Source organism: Cellulophaga baltica 18 (assembly GCF_000468615.2).
Lineage (GTDB): Bacteria > Bacteroidota > Bacteroidia > Flavobacteriales > Flavobacteriaceae > Cellulophaga > Cellulophaga baltica.
On the sequence record NZ_CP009976.1, the window covers coordinates 1,740,348 to 1,757,805 of the forward strand.

Below are 17,458 nucleotides of genomic sequence, written 5' to 3' on the forward strand. Positions count from 1 at the left end.
TATGAGTAACTTAAGTTATACAGACCTTACCGTTCTAGTTCTCTACATTGTTTTTATTATTTGGTGGGCTTTAAAGAACGGAAAAAGTACTAATTCTGACGACTATTTTTTAGCTGGTAGAAATTTAACTTGGCCAATGGTTGGGTTGTCTTTATTTGCCGCTAGTGTATCTAGTTCTACCCTAATGGGGCATTCTGGAGAAGGATTTATAAGCGGCATTGCAGTATTTAATTACAACTGGATATCGGTTTTAATAATGGTCTTTTTTGCAATGTTCTTTCTTCCGTTCTATATAAAATCTGGAATTTTTACAATGCCGGAATTTTTAGAGCGTAGGTTTGATGGTAAGTCCAGAACCTACTTCTCTTTTATAACCATTATAGGAAACGTTTTTTTAGATGCAGCAGCAACATTATATACTGGGGCGCTAATTATTAAAATGATTTTTCCGGAAGTAGAAATTATCTGGATTATTATAGGGATGGCTGCCGTTGCTGGTAGTTATACTATTATTGGCGGGTTATCATCTGCCATTAATGCAGATATGATACAAGCCGCTGTTTTAATTATTGGTTCTTCAATCTTATCATTCTACGCTATTAATAGTATTGGCGGATGGGAATCTTTCGTAGATAAATTTAACGATGGCGTTTGGTTAAAATTAACAAGACCTCTAGACGACCCAACAGTACCTTGGCTAGGGATGTGGGTTGGTATACCTATTCTAGGATTCTACTTTTGGGCTAACAATCAAGTTATGGTACAACGTGTATTGTCTGCAAAATCTATAGACCACGGAAGAAAAGGTGTGTTGTTAGTAGGGTTTTTGTATCTATTTACGTTGTTTATTTTTATAATTCCGGGATTAATCGCTCGTGGCATAAACCTTTTTGGAGTAGAGAATTTGCCGCATGAATTAATAAGTGGCATCGATTTAAAAGAAAAATACGGTATAAATACAGACCAAGTATACCCAAGGCTTATTGTTAAATTATTACCCGTTGGCCTTATTGGTATTATTTTGTCGGCAATGATTTCTGCATTAACATCTACGCTAAGTGCAACACTTAGTTCTGTGTCAACTTTGTTTACTATGGATTTTTATAGTAAAATAGATAAAACTGCGACTAGCGCTAAAAAGGTAAGAGTAGGTAAAATTACAGCAATAGTGACTTTAATTATTGCTGTAATTTGGGCTCCATATATTCAAAGGTTTGATTCGCTTATTGCGTATTACCAAGAAATAGTTTCTTATTTAGCACCGCCCATTGTGGGTACCTTTTTCATTGGTTTGTTCTGGAAGAGAGCCAATGCTAAAGGCGCTTTTAGTGGTCTTATGGCGGGTTTAGCTGTTGCAGCAACAATCATGACGTTAAAATATATATTAGGCGTTAAAATAGATATTCACTTTTTGCTATTAGCGCCTGTGTTACTAATTATAAGTTTGGTTGTTTCTGTAGTTGTTAGTTTAGCAACTGCGCCACCACCTGCAGATAAGGTTGCAGAAAATACGTGGACAAAGCAAATTTGGATAGACGAAACCAAAGAATTAAAAGGTATAGTTTGGTATAAGAATTTTAGAGTGCAAGCTATTTTGTTAGTTATAGCCTGTTTTGTTATGTACGGATTGTTTTATTAGAAAAGTACGGTTGAGTGGAGTTAATTTAAAATCCCACACTGGTATGGTGTGGGATTTTTAAATTTATAAGAATGCAAACACCTATTTCTTTCTACGTTTCATGATTAAGCTATCTGCAGGATAATTATTCTTTAAAACATCCATTTGTGCTTTTGCCCAATGAATAATTTTTTCACGTTGCTCATCAGTTAAATTGGCTTCCGAGTGTAAACCAAAATTAGTGTAAGAGGCTAATGGCATTTCTTTTTCTTCTACCATTTCTATGGTTTCCTCTAATTTGTGGTTTTGAACGGCTATAGGTAGCTTGGTAAATGTTGAGAAGTTTAGATGTCTTTTTCCATCCGCTACATGATCATTTAACCACCATGCTACGGGTTGGACATTTGCATACCAAGGGTATTCGGTATTGTTAGAATGGCAATCATTGCAGGATACTTTTAGCAAGTGATTTACATCTTCGGGAATTTCATAGGCTGTAGAAATATCATGAGTCATATCGTTGGAAGTGTTTTTTTCTGGACGAAAGAACTGAAGCACTACAAAGATTAGCCCAAGGCCAATTAGTATTTTTTTTAGCATGAAGTTAGTTTTATTGAGGGGTTATTGTATGATTATGTAATCTAAAGATAAACACATTTTTTGCAAAATAAAAAAAAGCCCCGAAAAAGGGCTTTTAGTTAAATTTTCAATAGTTTTAAGTAGGTGTATAATTCATATTTGTAGTAGTATTTTTTATAGGATTCCGAGTGCTGTTAAAATCAAGCAAACAACCACTCCTATAAGAATGCATACTAAAACACCAACCATAAGAGTTAGGAATCCGTTGAGTACTCTCGTACTAATGGTAACATCTTCCATAATGATCTTGTTTTGTTTAAATGTAGCAAATAAATAGCTAATTTTCAATTAATTACTAACGATAATCGATGAACGGTACGTGGTCTCTTTTTAAACGAAGCGTTAGTGCAGCGTTTTGATGTAATCCATAATTGAGCCTGTAGCTCCTTTTCTTTTGGTAATATAACGGGTGTTAATTTCTCCTGTTTCCTTGTAGTATTTTGGAGAAGAAACCAGTTGGTCAAGTGCAAGGGTAAAACTTTTTTGGTCAGAAATACTGATAACACCCTTGAGGGCAACTAAATCTTCAGCTTCTTTAAAGCCAGAAAACTTAGGGCCAATCAAAACAGGGATACCAAATACAGCAGGCTCTAAAGTATTGTGTAGGCCTGTTGCAAATCCACCCCCTACGTAAGCAATATCAGCATAACTATATACTTTGGTAAGTATGCCAATAGTATCTATAATTAGCACTTCGTAGTCAGATGGGTTGTTATCAGCCAATTCAGAATATAAAATAGTTTTCTTTTGAATAGCGTTTGCTAGTTTCTGTATGGCTTCTTTTTTAATGGTGTGTGGGGCAAAAACAAATTTTAAATTGGCGTTTGTGGTATTTATATAGTCAACAATAATGGCTTCGTCTTCGGGCCAAGAACTACCTGCAATAAAGCATTGCTGGTCTTGCTTAAATTTCTCCATGAACTCTAAGGTGTTATCTTGTTCTAGGATTTTTAAAACACGATCAAAGCGCGTATCGCCGCTAATAGTTGAATTCTTCAGACCAATAGACGCTAATAAATCTTTTGAATTTTGGTCTTGAACAAAAAAATGGGAGAAAGCGGATAAGCTTTTTCGCATAAAACTACCATAGCCTTTAAAGAAAATTTGTCTTTTACTGAAGATGGCAGAGACTAATAGTGTCGGAATTTTTCTTTTTTCTAATTCCTTTAAATAGTTGGGCCAAATCTCATATTTTACAAATATGCTAAGTACGGGATTTACTGTTGCTATAAATGCTGCTGCATTGTGTTTTGTATCTAAGGGTAAATAAGTAATTAGATGAGCTGCGGACGAATTCTTTTTTACCTCGTAACCAGAAGGGGAAAAGAAAGTAACTAGTATTTGATAGTCTTTATAGTGTTTTTTTAATGCTTCTATTACTGGCAACCCTTGCTCAAATTCTCCTAGAGATGCGGTGTGTATCCAAATAACTGGGGATTCTTTAGTTAGTCCGTTGTTTAAGATGTTAAAAACGTCCTTTCTTCCATTTACAAATAGCTTTAGCTTAGGAATAAATAGAGCTAAAACCCTAAGGAAAAAGGCAGCAATATAAACGGAGCAACTGTAAATAAAATGCACTTTAGAATAGTTTTTGGCTAAATTACGCTTCTTTATATAAATACATTGGGTGCTTTAGGGACTTTTTGTAATTTTACAGTTCTAATGATATAAGATGCGAAAAATTCAAATGGTTGATCTTAACGGTCAATACGAAGCCATCAAAGAACGAGTAAATGCTTCATTTACAACAATTTTAGAAACTTCAGCGTTCATAAACGGACCTGAAGTACAAAGTTTTCAAAAAGAATTAGAAGAATATTTAGATGTAAAGCATGTTATTCCATGTGCAAACGGAACAGATGCCTTGCAGATAGCAATGATGGGTCTTGGGTTGCAGCCAGGAGATGAGGTAATTACGGCCGATTTTACTTTTGCAGCTACCGTTGAGGTAATAGCCTTATTGCAATTAACGCCTGTTTTAGTAGATGTCTTGCCAGATACATTCAATATAGACCCAGCGGCAATAGAACGTGCTATAACACCAAAAACTAAAGCTATTGTACCGGTTCATCTTTTTGGGCAGTGTGCAAATATGGATGTAATCTTAGAAATTGCAGAAAAGCACAATCTTTATGTAATCGAAGACAATGCTCAAGCTATAGGTGCAACATATACTTCAAAGAGTGGAACAAAACAAAAAGCAGGAGGTATTGGTCATGTAGCAGCGACATCTTTTTTCCCTTCTAAGAATTTAGGAGCTTACGGAGATGGTGGGGCTATTTTCACCAATGATGATGCTTTAGCGCATACCTTAAGAGGTGTGGTGAATCACGGAATGTATGAACGTTATCATCATGATGTGGTTGGAGTAAACTCTCGTTTAGATAGTTTGCAAGCGGCAGTATTGCGTGCAAAGCTTCCGTTGCTTGATCAATATAATGCAAAGAGAAGAGATAGTGCTCGCAAATATTCTGCTGCATTTAAGAATGAATCGGCGATCGTTACCCCAGTTACGGTAAATGGCTGTGATGGCATATGCGATACCTGTGACTGTCATGTTTTTCATCAATATACCTTAAAAATCACCAATGGTAAGCGCGATGAGTTAGTAAAGCACTTAGCAGAAAAAGGAATTCCTTGTGGTGTTTATTACCCTATTCCGCTACACAAACAAAAAGCATATGTAGATGATCGTTATAATGATGCAGACTTCCCGGTTACCAATCAATTGGTGAAAGAAGTAATCTCATTACCAATGCATACAGAACTTGATGAAGAGCAGATTAGCTTTATTACAAAGACTGTTATCGATTTTGTTAAGGCGTAAATAAAGCTTAATAGTAAATTTGATTTCATAGAATTATAATCATTAAATAAAATATAAATGAAAGTACTTGTTACCGGAGGATTGGGTTTTATTGGCTCGCACACCGTTGTAGAATTACAGAACAAAGGATTTGAAGTGGTAATCATTGATGATCTATCTAATTCATCAGAAAAAGTACTGGATGGTATTGTGGCTATAACTGGAAAGAAACCCTTATTTGAAAAAATAGACTTGAAAGAGAAATCTAAGGTTGAAGATTTTTTTAAAAGGCATACAGATGTTCAAGGGGTAATTCATTTTGCAGCTTCTAAAGCCGTCGGAGAAAGTGTGGAGAAGCCTTTATTGTACTATGAAAACAATATAGGAACATTAGTTTATCTTTTAAAAGAATTATCTAAAAAAGATAAGGCTAGCTTTATTTTTAGTTCTTCCTGTACGGTTTATGGCCAAGCAGATAAAATGCCGATTACAGAAGATGCACCCGTAAAAACGGCAGAATCTCCTTATGGTAATACAAAGCAAATGGGTGAAGAGATTATATCAGATACCTGTAAAGTTGTTCCTTCATTGAATGCAATTGCATTGCGTTATTTTAATCCAATGGGAGCGCATCCGAGTACGGAAATTGGAGAATTACCAATTGGAGTACCTCAAAATTTAGTGCCTTTTATTACGCAAACAGGAATGGGATTACGTGATCAATTGTCTGTGTTTGGAGATGATTATCCTACATCAGATGGTACTTGTGTGCGTGATTATATTCATGTGGTAGATTTAGCAAAAGCGCATGTGGTAGCCTTGCAAAGGCTTTTTGAAGCTAAAAATAAAGCGAATTATGAAGTCTTTAATTTAGGAACCGGAAAGGGAAGTACTGTTCTGGAGGTGATAAAAAGTTTTGAGAAGGTTTCAGGTAAGAAATTAAATTACAAAATTGTACCACGTAGATCAGGAGATATTACAGAGGCTTATGCGAACACCGAAAAAGCAAACAATGAATTAGGTTGGAAAGCAGAATCTACCTTAGATGAGGCCATGAAATCTGCTTGGGATTGGGAGCAAAAGGTTAGGGCTTAGGCTGAGAATAAACTATAAATTTTAACAATAGAGCAGAAATATATGTATATTTCTGCTCTATTTGTTTATAAAAACACCGCAAAATGAAAAAAATAACCACTCTTGTTCTCCTTTTAGTTTTTACTACTTTTTTAAACGCACAAGATACGTACCTGCAGTGTGGTAAAATTATAGATATGGAGTCTGGTAAAGTATGGCTAGAAAAAACGGTAGTTATATCTGGTACTAAAATAAAGGAGATAAAAAAAGGATTTGTTTCTGGTGGTGATGCAGATGTGGTGATCGATCTGAGAGCAAGTACGGTGATGCCGGGTTTTATAGATATGCATGTGCATATAGAAAGCGAATCTAACCCAAGAACATATGTAGAGCGTTTCACAGATAATGAAGCAGATATTGCTTTTAAATCTACCGTTTTTGCTAAGAAAACATTAATGGCGGGCTTTACTACAGTTAGAGATTTAGGAGGTTCTGGTGTAAATATAGCAATTAGAAATGCTATAAATAAAGGAATAGTAGTAGGGCCTAGAGTTTTTACTGCAGGTAAATCTATCGCTACTACGGGTGGGCATGCAGATCCTACAAATGGTAGAAGCCATGAGTTTACCGGGGATCCTGGTCCAAAAGAAGGCGTGGTTAATTCTCCAGAAGAAGGTAGAAAAGCGGTTAGGCAGCGGTATAAAGATGGTGCAGATGTTATTAAAATTACAGCAACAGGTGGGGTTCTTAGTGTGGCTAAGAATGGTAAAAATCCGCAATTTACAATTGATGAGATAAAAGCAATTACGCAAACTGCTGATGATTATGGTATGTTAACTGCAGCGCATGCGCATGGAGATGAAGGCATGCAAAGAGCTATAAAAGGCGGTATTAAGACAATAGAGCATGGCAGTTATATGAGTGATGAAACGATGGAATTAATGAAGCAGTATGATGCGTATCTAGTGCCTACAATTACAGCAGGGAAACAAGTAGCAGAGAAGGCCGAGATTGAAGGATATTTTCCAGAAGTAGTCGCGGTTAAGGCTAGAGAAATAGGGCCGTTAATCCAAGGAACATTTTCGAAAGCATATAAAAAAGGAGTGAAGATTGCCTTTGGAACAGATGCAGGGGTATATCCTCATGGTTTAAATGCGAAAGAATTTGGGTATATGGTAGAAGCAGGGATGCCAGCTATTGAAGCTATGCAATCTGCAACGGTTACAAATGCTAAGTTGTTAGGAATAGCGGATGAAGTGGGTTTGGTAAAAGCTGGGTATTTTGCGGATATTGTTGCGGTTTCAGGTGATCCGCTTCAGGATATATCGCAATTAGAAAAAATTACCTTTGTCATGAAAGAGGGGCAAGTTTATAAAAATGAGTTAAAACCCTAGTTTGCTAGAACCAAAAACTGCTTCTGTTTCGTACATAAAGTATGATGCTTAATTTTACAGATAGCAACGCGCTTTTATCAGAATCGGTGGCAAGTGGTCTATATCAAAATCTTGTTGTGCAATTGACAAAAGATTTTGGTTTGGCTAATATTGATATTGACCTACCTTTTCAGGTGAACCCCAAAAACTTAAAAACAATTTTGCATCAAAAAGTTTATAGGTTGATGATGGAGCGTTTTACGGATTATCTAAATCTGTTATACATCATAGATGTTCCTGAGAAGAAAGTAAAAAGTATTCAGGAAACAGATGTGGTAGACATATCCAATCAAGTTGCTTTTTTTATATTACAACGAGAATTTCAAAAAGTGTGGTTCAGGCAGAAATATGCTTAAAAATAAATTCTAACGAAAGGAATTAGCGCATCGGAATAAATACTTTTATCATCATGAAGTATATTGTATTTTAATCCTACTGTAAAATTCCGATTTACATATCCGGCTCCTAAATATAAGGCAGGACTCCAGTAATTATCTTTAAAATCTCCATCACTAAAGGAAGTGGTTCTGTTTATTCTCAATTGTTCCAATTCACCAGATAATTGAATGGCAGGAATTATATTGTACAATGAAATTAAACTTCCGCCATACGCTGTAAGTTTGTTATCATTAAAAGTAGCATAACTAAAATTTAACTGTACTCCAGCAGCAAATCGTTCAGAGACTTGATAAATTGCACTTGGGGCAATAGAGCCGTTAAAATAATTGTTGCCGAACCCTAAACCAATTCCGCCTCCAAACCGAACATTATCCCAAAATTCACCAGAATTTGTCTGTTGCGAAAACGTTAGCGCTGATGAAAACGCAAAAAATAAAATCAATTGCCATTTTTTTAAGCGCAAATCAGTCAAAAAATTCATAATTGTTATTTTTCTTTAATATTACGATCTAATATAGGACTAGATTTTTGAAATGTTGTATTTTTGATTAAATTTTATTCACAGGGAAGAGAAAATTATTTATGGATAAATATTCCTTTTTAAACGCTGCGCATACTTCATTTTTTGCAGAGTTATATGACAAGTATTTGATTAATCCAGATAGTGTTGAGCCTAGTTGGCGCGCATTTTTTCAAGGATTTGATTTTGGCCAAGAGAGTCTTTTAGATGAACTTGACTTGCCAGTAACACCAAATAATGTTGCTGCACCATCTGGCACTTCAGAAATGCCACAATCACTACAAAAAGAATTTCAGGTTATTCGGTTAATCGATGGATATCGATCTCGTGGACATTTGTTTACAAAAACAAATCCGGTTCGAGAAAGAAGAAAATATGAGCCAACGCTTGCTATCGAAAATTTCGGGTTATCATCTGGAGATTTGAATACTGTTTTTACAGCAGGGGAAATTTTAGGAATAGGGCCAAGTACCTTAACTGAAATTATTTCGCATTTAACAAACATTTATTGTGATGCCATAGGTGTTGAATACATGTATATCAGAAATCCGGAACGTATTGAATGGATTCAGAATTGGCTAAATGTCAATGATAACCACCCTAACTATGATAACGAACGTAAGAAAAATATTCTTAGAAAATTAAACCAAGCCATCTCTTTTGAGAGCTTTTTGCATACCAAGTATGTAGGTCAGAAACGATTTTCATTAGAGGGTAACGAGTCGCTTATTCCTGCATTGGACGCTATTGTTGAGCGTGCAGCAGAAATGGGAGTAGAGCAGTTTGTTATGGGTATGGCGCATAGAGGTAGACTCAATGTGCTTACTAATATTTTTGGTAAAGCAGCTAAAGATATCTTCAGTGAGTTTGATGGTAAAGATTATGAGCAAGTAATTTTTGACGGAGATGTTAAATATCACCTAGGTTGGACTTCAGATAGAATGTCTGATAATGGAAATAAAATAAAAATGAACATTGCTCCTAATCCATCTCACTTAGAGACTGTAGGAGCGGTTGTTGAAGGTATTACAAGAGCAAAACAAGATGCGCACTATAAAGATGATTTTTCTAAAGTGTTGCCTATTGTTGTGCATGGAGATGCTGCCATTGCAGGTCAGGGTTTAGTGTATGAAGTAATTCAAATGGCTAGCTTAGACGGGTACAAAACTGGAGGTACTATCCATATGGTAGTAAATAACCAGATTGGTTTTACCACTAATTATCTAGATGCACGTAGTTCTACGTATTGTACAGATGTTGGTAAAGTAACCTTGAGTCCAGTATTGCATGTTAATGCAGATGATGCAGAAGCGGTAGTACATGCGTCTTTATTTGCTTTAGAATATAGAATGCGTTTTCAACGCGATGTGTTTCTTGATTTATTAGGATACCGTAAGTATGGTCATAATGAAGGTGATGAACCTCGTTTTACACAACCAAAACTTTATAAGGCAATTGCTAAGCATGAAAATCCTAGAGATATTTATGCGGCAAAACTTATCGCAGAAGGTATTATAGATGAAAACTATATTAGTAAATTAGAACAAGAATATAAAGATTCTCTTGAAACAGAATTGGAAGATTCTCGTAAAGAAGATAAAACAGTCATCACACCTTTTATGGCAGATGAGTGGAAAGGTTTTGTAAGTGTTCAAGAAGATGAAATGGTAAAGCCAATTGATACTTCTTATCCAAAAGAAAAACTTACGCAAATAGCAAACTCTCTTACGAGCTTACCAAAGGGTAAAAAGTTTTTACGCAAAGTAGATAAGCTTGTAGAAGATCGTAGAAAAATGTTCTTCGAGAATGACAGCTTAGATTGGGCTATGGGAGAACTTTTAGCCTACGGATCTTTACTTCAAGAAGGCTTTGGAGTTAGAATGTCTGGGCAGGATGTAGAAAGAGGTACTTTTTCACATCGTCATGCCGTTGTAAAAGTAGAGGATAGTGAAGAAGAGGTTGTTCCTTTAAACCTTGTAGAGGGTAAAAAAGGAGATTTTCATATCTTTAACTCACACCTTTCAGAGTATGGAGTGGTAGGTTTTGATTATGGATACGCTATGGCGAGTCCTAATACACTTACTATTTGGGAAGCTCAGTTCGGTGATTTTAGCAACGGTGCACAAATCATGATAGATCAGTATATTTCTGCTGCTGAAGATAAGTGGAAGTTGCAAAACGGATTGGTAATGTTATTGCCGCACGGTTATGAAGGTCAAGGTGCAGAACATTCTTCTGCGCGTATGGAGCGTTTCTTGCAACTTTGTGCTAGTGATAATATGTTTATAGCAGATGTTACCACGCCGGCTAACATGTTTCACTTGTTGCGTAGACAAATGAAGGCTAACTTTAGAAAACCTTTGGTAGTGTTTACTCCAAAAAGTTTATTACGTCATCCAAAAGCTGTTTCTTCTATAGAAGAATTTGCAACAGGTGGTTTTCAAGAAGTGATAGACGATGCTGCCGCCGATGTTAAAAAGGTAAAAACTTTGGTATTCTGTACTGGTAAATTCTATTATGATTTACTGGCTGCACGTGAAGAACATACTAGAGAAGATGTGGCCTTAGTTCGTGTAGAACAGTTATTTCCTTTGCCAGCACAGAAAATGAAGGCAATTATGAAAAAGTATGCTGAAGCAGATGATGTTGTTTGGGCACAAGAGGAGCCTAGAAACATGGGAGCTTGGAGTCATATTATGATGCACTTTAGTGAAGCAAGTACATTAAGAGTAGCTTCAAGACGTTTTTATGCATCACCAGCAGCCGGTAGTGCAGTGCGTTCCAAACGTCGTCATCAAGAAGTTATAGATTATGTTTTTGATAAGTCAAAAGATAACATGATCCGTAAGTAGGCTAGTAAAGAAAGAAAAAAAGATACAGGTTAAAAATTAAAATTATACAATAATGATTTTAGAAATGAAAGTTCCTTCACCAGGGGAATCTATAACGGAAGTTGAAATTGCTGCTTGGTTAGTTCAAGACGGAGATTATGTAGAGAAAGATCAGGCAATAGCAGAAGTAGATTCAGATAAAGCAACCTTAGAATTGCCTGCTGAAGAAAGTGGTATTATCACTTTAAAAGCAGAAGAAGGTGATGCTGTTGCTGTTGGTGAAGTTGTTTGTTTAATTGATACAAGCGCTGAAAAACCTTCTGGAGGTTCAAAAGCAGCTGCTGTAAAAGAGGAAGTGAAAGAAGCTCCAAAAGAAGAGAAGAAAGCACCACAGCCTGTGCAAGCAAAAGAAACCTACGCATCTGGAGCAGCGTCTCCAGCGGCAAAGAAAATATTGGCAGAAAAAGGAATGGAAGCTAGTGCGGTTAAAGGTACTGGTAAAGATGGTAGAATAACCAAAGAAGACGCTGTTCAAGCAGTTCCTTCTATGGGAACACCAACAGGTGGTAAAAGAGGAGAGAGTAGATCTAAATTATCAATGCTACGTAGAAAAGTGGCAGAACGTTTAGTTTCCGTTAAGAATGAAACGGCAATGTTAACTACGTTCAATGAAGTAGATATGTCTCCAATTTTCGAATTGAGAAATCAATATAAAGAAGCTTTCAAAAGCAAGCATGGTGTTGGTTTAGGTTTTATGTCATTCTTTACATTAGCAGTAGTTAGAGCTTTAGATCTTTACCCATCCGTGAATTCTATGATTGATGGTAAAGAAATGATTACCTATGATTTCTGTGATATTAGTATCGCAGTTTCTGGTCCAAAAGGATTAATGGTTCCTGTGATTAGAAATGCAGAAAACTTAACCTTTAGAGGGGTAGAAGCAGAGGTAAAACGCTTAGCTATTCGAGCTAGAGAAGGTGAGATCACTGTTGATGAAATGACAGGGGGTACATTTACGATCACTAATGGTGGTGTATTTGGTTCTATGTTATCAACTCCAATTATTAACCCTCCTCAAAGTGCAATTTTAGGCATGCATAATATTGTAGAGCGTCCTATTGTTCGTAATGGAGAAATAGTTGCGGCACCGATAATGTATGTAGCATTATCTTATGATCACAGAATAATTGACGGTAAGGAATCTGTAGGTTTCTTAGTAGCAATTAAGGAAGCTTTAGAGAATCCAGTAGAATTACTAATGGATGGTAATACAAATAAAGCTTTAGAGTTGTAATAGAATACAGTTTTAAACTATAAAAAAAGCCTCAAGATTATTACAGTCTTGGGGCTTTTTTATTGTGCTTGTGTTTTTAATTGCAATGCATATCTTCTCTAGAAGTAGGATCTGCATTAGGAAAACAAAGTCCTGTTGGTAATGTACTTGGTACATACCTGTTGAGGTTTTTGTCAGATAAGCTTATTTCTATAAATACAGTTAAAAAATCTATTTCTTCTTCGGTTAAGTTTAGCGGAGTGAATTTTCCAGATAATTCTGACGCTGCTACTTCAGCATTTTCTTTTGAGGCTTCATTTTTATAGGCGATCACATCTCGGACAGACGTAAAGCTTCCTCCGTGTCCAAAGAAATGAACATCAGTTAGATTGTATAATTGCGGAACTTTAAATTTATAGTTGTCAGAAGGGTTATTGGTAAACCCTCCGCGCCCTTTTTTAGTAACATCATCTATGATGCCATGTACGTTAGGACCTTCTAAATCTTTCATTCCTAAAGCGTAAAATTCTTCAGAATTTAGTGCGGGTCCGTTATGACATTGGTAGCATTTTGCTTTTCCAAAGAATAGAATAGCTCCTTTTTTTTCATCGGAAGTCATAGCGTCTGCATCTCCTTTAATCCAATTTTGGAAGTTTGTGTCGGTAGATAAAATTGTCCTTTCGTATGCTGCAATTGCCAGACCGGCATATACCAAAGAATATCTTTCTGTGATGTCTACTTCTGGAAAAGCCTTGTCAAATAGGCTGCTATAGTGATTAGAGTCGCAAAAAGTCTTGTCTAAAGTCATTCTGTGAACAGAAAGTCCTGCAATCGCCTGCGTCTCAATTCCTTCAAAACCAAGAAGGTTCACTGCTTTTGGAGTGCCTTCGGTCCAATTGGCTTCAGTGCCTATGTTTTTGCTCGTGGCTCCAAACTGGCCGTTCCAGAGCATGAGTTTTTGGTAAGCAGCATTTAAAACGGTTGGAGATTTTATCGGTTGAACATCAATCATGTCTTCTGTGTATAGTGGGTCTATGATTCTAGATTCACCAAAGGTGCCAAAACCCATACCGCCATCTCCAATACCTTGTTGAATTCCACTTTGGAAGCCTGCTGCACTATGATGACAGCTGGCGCATGAGTAGGTTTCTTTATTGGTTTCTGTTTTTCCATCTAAACCAATTCCCGTTTCATGAAATAATAATTTCCCTAAGGCAACTTTTTCTTCTGTAATCGGGTTCTTAGGGTCGGCTGGTATTTTAGAATAATCTGTGCTATTCGGTAATTTATAGTAATTTAAACTTCCAGAAAGCTTTATTAGTGTTGATTTTAATTCTTGATCTTCTGCTTCTGTGGTGATCTCCGTATAGTCATTTTCTGTTGCGCAACTTGCGAGAAGGCTAAAGGCTAAAAGAAAGCCGATTTTCTTTACAGGGGATAATATAAGCATAGTAATGGTGAGGTTAAATGTTTGGTATAAAAGTAGATAAGATTTTTTGTTTACAATATTGTTGTGGGGTATTCTGCTTAAAATTTAGGTAATCTTCATTTTTGCTTTAGGTAAAGTACTTTTTTGTCATAATCTATTACCGCTTTTCCTTTTTTTAATAAGTCGGCTCCAATAATTCCGTCAACAGGTTGGGCATTATGATTGGTTAAAGCCTCATTGACATGAACTAAATCAAAAAGTACAATTTTCAATTTTTTTAGTTTCCATTTCCCTACTTCAATACTGTTTTTAGTAGAAATTAAGGTTTCCATGTTCGTTGCGCCCGCACCAGCGGCTTTTATGCTAGATTCTTTAGAAGTTAAATTAAATAATTCTATTTTGTCAAAACCTACGCAGGTATTAGAAGCGCCAGTATCAAGAATAAAACGCCCTTCTATATTATTTATTTTGGCTTTGATCTCAAAATGGTTGGTACTGGTTAAAACTAGGGGTATTTTAAAGTATTTTTTTTCTTTTAAAAATTTTTTGAGACTCTTCACGGTTTTTTTTGATAAAGATAAGGCTATTTTTGTACCATGATATTTACAGATACGCATACGCACTTATATAGTGAAGCATTTGATGAGGATAGAGATTTGGCTGTTAAAAATGCTATAGCAGCAGGAGTAGAACGTTTTTTTATTCCTGCGATTGATTCTGCCTATACGCAATCTATGATTGCATTAGAGCAGGCTTTTCCAGACCATATGTTTTTGATGACGGGATTGCATCCAACACATGTCAAAGAAAATTATTTAGAAGAAATAGCGCATATTGAGGAGATGCTTAAGAAGCATACCTATTATGCAATAGGAGAGATTGGAATTGATTTGTATTGGGATAAATCCTTTCTCAAGCAACAACAAGAGGCATTTAGGATGCAAATTAAAATAGCTAAAAGAGAAAAACTACCCATCGTGATTCATTGTAGAGATGCGTTTGATGAAGTATTTGAAATCTTGGAAGAAGAAAAGGCGGATGATTTATTCGGAATTTTTCATTGTTTTACGGGCTCTAAAGAGCAAGCGTTAAAGGCTATTGGCTATAATATGAAATTGGGAATTGGCGGTGTGGCTACTTTTAAAAATGGTAAGATTGATCAATTTTTAAAAGAAATAGACCTCAAGCATATTGTTTTAGAAACAGATGCGCCTTATTTGGCGCCAACACCCTTTAGAGGAAAAAGAAATGAAAGTGCCTACCTTGTGAATATAGCGGAAAAAATGGCGACTATATATGATAAGTCAATAGCAGATATTGCGGCAATAACAACAACTAATTCTAAAGAAGTATTTGGAATATAAATAAGTTATAATGACTAAGAAAACTAAAATACTTTTAATCTATACGGGTGGTACTATAGGAATGATTAAAGATTACAAAACGGGAGCTTTAAGGGCTTTTGATTTTGGTAAGCTAAAGAAAAATATTCCAGAATTAATGCAATTAGATTGTGAGATCTCAAGTCATTCTTTTGAAACGCCTATAGATTCTTCTAATATTAATACGAGTCATTGGGTGTCTATTTCAGAAACTATTGAAGATAATTACGCTCAATATGATGGTTTTGTAGTGCTTCATGGAAGTGATACCATGAGTTATTCTGCTTCTGCATTGAGCTATATGCTAGAAAATTTGACCAAACCTGTGATATTTACGGGCTCACAATTGCCTATTGGAGATTTACGCACGGACGCTAAGGAGAACTTAATCACCTCCGTTCAAATTGCCGCTTTACAAGCAAAAGGGGTATCTGTAATTCAGGAAGTAGGGCTGTATTTTGAATACAAATTGTATCGAGGAAATAGAACCACTAAGTTTAGTGCAGAACATTTTCAGGCATTTGGTTCCTTAAATTATCCTCCATTAGCAGAATCTGGAGTACATTTAAAGGTGTTTAAGGAATATTTATTGAAGCCAAAAAAGAAAAAAACGTTAATTGTTCACAAAAATTTAGATAATAATGTAGCTATTTTAAAATTATTTCCGGGTTTTAATGAACATTTATTGCGTGCTGTTCTAGAAACACCAGATTTGAAAGCGGTTATTATTGAAACTTATGGTTCTGGAAATGCTCCTACGGATAGTTGGTTGACGGAAAATTTAAAAAAAGCAATAAAAAAAGGAATCCATATTATTAACGTTACACAGTGTTCTGGAGGGAGTGTTATTATGGGGCAATATGAAACAAGTGAGCATTTGCAGAAGCTGCAAGTTATTAATGGTAAGGATATTACAACAGAGGCAGCTATTACTAAGTTGATGTATTTGTTGGGTAATGGAATCTCTAATAAGCTCTTTAAAACTGTTTTTGAAACATCTTTGCGAGGAGAGATGGTTTAAAATTAACGTTGGAAATTTTATTTAATACTTTTTTTTTTGTTAATTCGACGCCTTGAAAAATTGAATAATAGAGAGGTGGCCGAGTGGTCGAAGGCGCACGCCTGGAAAGTGTGTATACCTCAAAAGGGTATCGAGGGTTCGAATCCCTTCCTCTCTGCATTTAATTTTTAATTTTTTAATTGTAAAAATTTTTTATCTTTAACCCATTAACTAATCTAATTTAAGTTTGAAAGAAATGAAAAGATTATTCTCTATCCTAGCAGTGGCTGGGTTATTTGTATGTAACACAAATACTGTTAACGCTCAAGTAAATGCAAATGCAATTACTTCTAACCTATCCGCAACTATTGCGACTGCAGCAACAATGATTCAAGATGCAGCAGCGACAGAAGCAGAAAGAGGTTTTGTTCAAGTATTAAAAGAAAAATTTATTGAAGGTGGAGCTGGCTTCATGGGTATCGTACTTTTATGTTTGATACTAGGTTTAGCAGTTGCTATTGAAAGAATTATTTACTTAAACTTGGCAACAACAAACACTACAAAATTAAAGCAAAGAGTTGAAGATGCACTAGCTTCTGGTGGTATCGAGGCTGCTAAAGAAGTTTGTAGAAATACAAAAGGACCTGTTGCTTCTATTTACTACCAAGGTTTAGATAGAGCTGGTGAAAGCATCGATTCTGCTGAAAAAGCGGTTGTAGCTTACGGAGGTGTTCAAATGGGACAACTTGAGAAAAACGTTTCTTGGTTATCTTTATTTATCGCTATTGCACCAATGCTTGGTTTCATGGGTACTGTAATTGGTATGATTCAGGCCTTCGAGAAAATTGCAGCTGTTGGTAACTTAAGTGCTTCACTTATTGCAGGTGATATTCAAGTAGCGTTATTGACAACGGTATTTGGTCTTATTGTGGCTATTATTCTTCAAATTTTTTATAATTACATTATCGCTAAGATCGATAGTATTGTAAACGATATGGAAGATTCGTCAATCTCTTTGATTGATATGTTGGTAGATCACAAAAAATAAGTCGCA

Annotated in this window: 15 protein-coding genes and 1 tRNA gene; 11 read left to right on the plus strand and 5 right to left on the minus strand. The window is 35.8% G+C overall.

Annotation, left to right across the window (positions count from 1 at the left end; all coding sequences use genetic code 11):
• The first annotated feature begins 1 nt into the window (after position 1).
• On the plus strand, positions 2 to 1,639 hold the full coding sequence (locus M666_RS07400) for a sodium:solute symporter (protein ID WP_029447162.1): 1,638 nt from the start codon (positions 2 to 4) through the stop codon (positions 1,637 to 1,639).
• Positions 1,640 to 1,720: 81 nt separating this feature from the next.
• Here the strand turns inward: M666_RS07400 and M666_RS07405 are convergent, their stop codons facing one another.
• Both M666_RS07405 and M666_RS07410 read right to left on the minus strand, forming a co-directional pair.
• Positions 1,721 to 2,218 (minus strand): heme-binding domain-containing protein, encoded by a 498-nt coding sequence (locus M666_RS07405; protein ID WP_029447161.1) that lies wholly within the window; start codon positions 2,216 to 2,218, stop codon positions 1,721 to 1,723.
• Between the two features lie 381 nt (positions 2,219 to 2,599).
• Positions 2,600 to 3,835: a 3-deoxy-D-manno-octulosonic acid transferase gene (locus tag M666_RS07410; RefSeq protein ID WP_029447160.1), complete on the minus strand. Its 1,236-nt coding sequence runs from the start codon at positions 3,833 to 3,835 to the stop codon at positions 2,600 to 2,602.
• A gap of 94 nt (positions 3,836 to 3,929) precedes the next feature.
• Between M666_RS07410 and M666_RS07415 the strand changes: the two genes are divergently transcribed.
• The 4 genes from M666_RS07415 to M666_RS07430 all read left to right on the plus strand — a co-directional run bounded on the left by M666_RS07415 (position 3,930) and on the right by M666_RS07430 (position 7,926).
• On the plus strand, positions 3,930 to 5,084 hold the full coding sequence (locus M666_RS07415) for a DegT/DnrJ/EryC1/StrS family aminotransferase (RefSeq protein ID WP_029447159.1): 1,155 nt from the start codon (positions 3,930 to 3,932) through the stop codon (positions 5,082 to 5,084).
• Positions 5,085 to 5,141: 57 nt separating this feature from the next.
• On the plus strand, positions 5,142 to 6,158 hold the full coding sequence (gene galE, locus M666_RS07420) for a UDP-glucose 4-epimerase GalE (protein WP_024481906.1): 1,017 nt from the start codon (positions 5,142 to 5,144) through the stop codon (positions 6,156 to 6,158).
• Between the two features lie 83 nt (positions 6,159 to 6,241).
• Positions 6,242 to 7,531 carry a metal-dependent hydrolase family protein gene (locus M666_RS07425; RefSeq protein ID WP_029447158.1) on the plus strand — a complete coding sequence of 430 codons (1,290 nt, stop codon included), beginning with the start codon at positions 6,242 to 6,244 and terminating at the stop codon, positions 7,529 to 7,531.
• Between the two features lie 41 nt (positions 7,532 to 7,572).
• Positions 7,573 to 7,926 carry a hypothetical protein gene (locus M666_RS07430; RefSeq protein WP_029447157.1) on the plus strand — a complete coding sequence of 118 codons (354 nt, stop codon included), beginning with the start codon at positions 7,573 to 7,575 and terminating at the stop codon, positions 7,924 to 7,926.
• Here the strand turns inward: M666_RS07430 and M666_RS07435 are convergent.
• Positions 7,923 to 8,450 (minus strand): alpha-ketoglutarate decarboxylase, encoded by a 528-nt coding sequence (locus tag M666_RS07435; protein ID WP_029447156.1) that lies wholly within the window; start codon positions 8,448 to 8,450, stop codon positions 7,923 to 7,925. The two genes, M666_RS07430 and M666_RS07435, sit on opposite strands and share 4 nt — an antisense overlap.
• A gap of 101 nt (positions 8,451 to 8,551) precedes the next feature.
• On the opposite strand from M666_RS07435, the gene M666_RS07440 reads away from it, so the two are divergent.
• Positions 8,552 to 11,341 (plus strand): 2-oxoglutarate dehydrogenase E1 component, encoded by a 2,790-nt coding sequence (locus M666_RS07440; RefSeq protein WP_025615960.1) that lies wholly within the window; start codon positions 8,552 to 8,554, stop codon positions 11,339 to 11,341.
• Positions 11,342 to 11,393: 52 nt separating this feature from the next.
• Positions 11,394 to 12,614 (plus strand): 2-oxoglutarate dehydrogenase complex dihydrolipoyllysine-residue succinyltransferase, encoded by a 1,221-nt coding sequence (gene odhB / locus M666_RS07445; protein ID WP_024481901.1) that lies wholly within the window; start codon positions 11,394 to 11,396, stop codon positions 12,612 to 12,614.
• Between the two features lie 76 nt (positions 12,615 to 12,690).
• Here the strand turns inward: odhB and M666_RS07450 are convergent, their stop codons facing one another.
• Positions 12,691 to 14,043 (minus strand): cytochrome-c peroxidase, encoded by a 1,353-nt coding sequence (locus tag M666_RS07450; RefSeq protein ID WP_029447155.1) that lies wholly within the window; start codon positions 14,041 to 14,043, stop codon positions 12,691 to 12,693.
• 95 nt (positions 14,044 to 14,138) lie between these two features.
• Positions 14,139 to 14,582: a retropepsin-like aspartic protease family protein gene (locus M666_RS07455; RefSeq protein WP_029447154.1), complete on the minus strand. Its 444-nt coding sequence runs from the start codon at positions 14,580 to 14,582 to the stop codon at positions 14,139 to 14,141.
• A gap of 36 nt (positions 14,583 to 14,618) precedes the next feature.
• Here M666_RS07455 and M666_RS07460 point away from each other — a divergent pair, with 36 nt between their 5' ends.
• From M666_RS07460 to M666_RS07475, 4 genes are all read left to right on the plus strand, one after another.
• The gene (locus M666_RS07460; protein WP_029447153.1) at positions 14,619 to 15,386 is read left to right on the plus strand and encodes a TatD family hydrolase; all 768 of its coding nucleotides are present in this window, start codon (positions 14,619 to 14,621) and stop codon (positions 15,384 to 15,386) included.
• A 7-nt stretch (positions 15,387 to 15,393) separates the two neighbouring features.
• Entirely contained in the window at positions 15,394 to 16,425 is a 1,032-nt protein-coding gene (locus M666_RS07465) for an asparaginase (protein WP_024481897.1), read from the plus strand.
• A gap of 69 nt (positions 16,426 to 16,494) precedes the next feature.
• A tRNA-Ser gene (locus M666_RS07470) sits at positions 16,495 to 16,582 on the plus strand.
• Between the two features lie 78 nt (positions 16,583 to 16,660).
• A complete protein-coding gene (locus tag M666_RS07475) occupies positions 16,661 to 17,452 on the plus strand; it encodes a MotA/TolQ/ExbB proton channel family protein (RefSeq protein ID WP_024481896.1) in 792 nt (263 codons plus the stop codon).
• Positions 17,453 to 17,458: the final 6 nt, after the last annotated feature.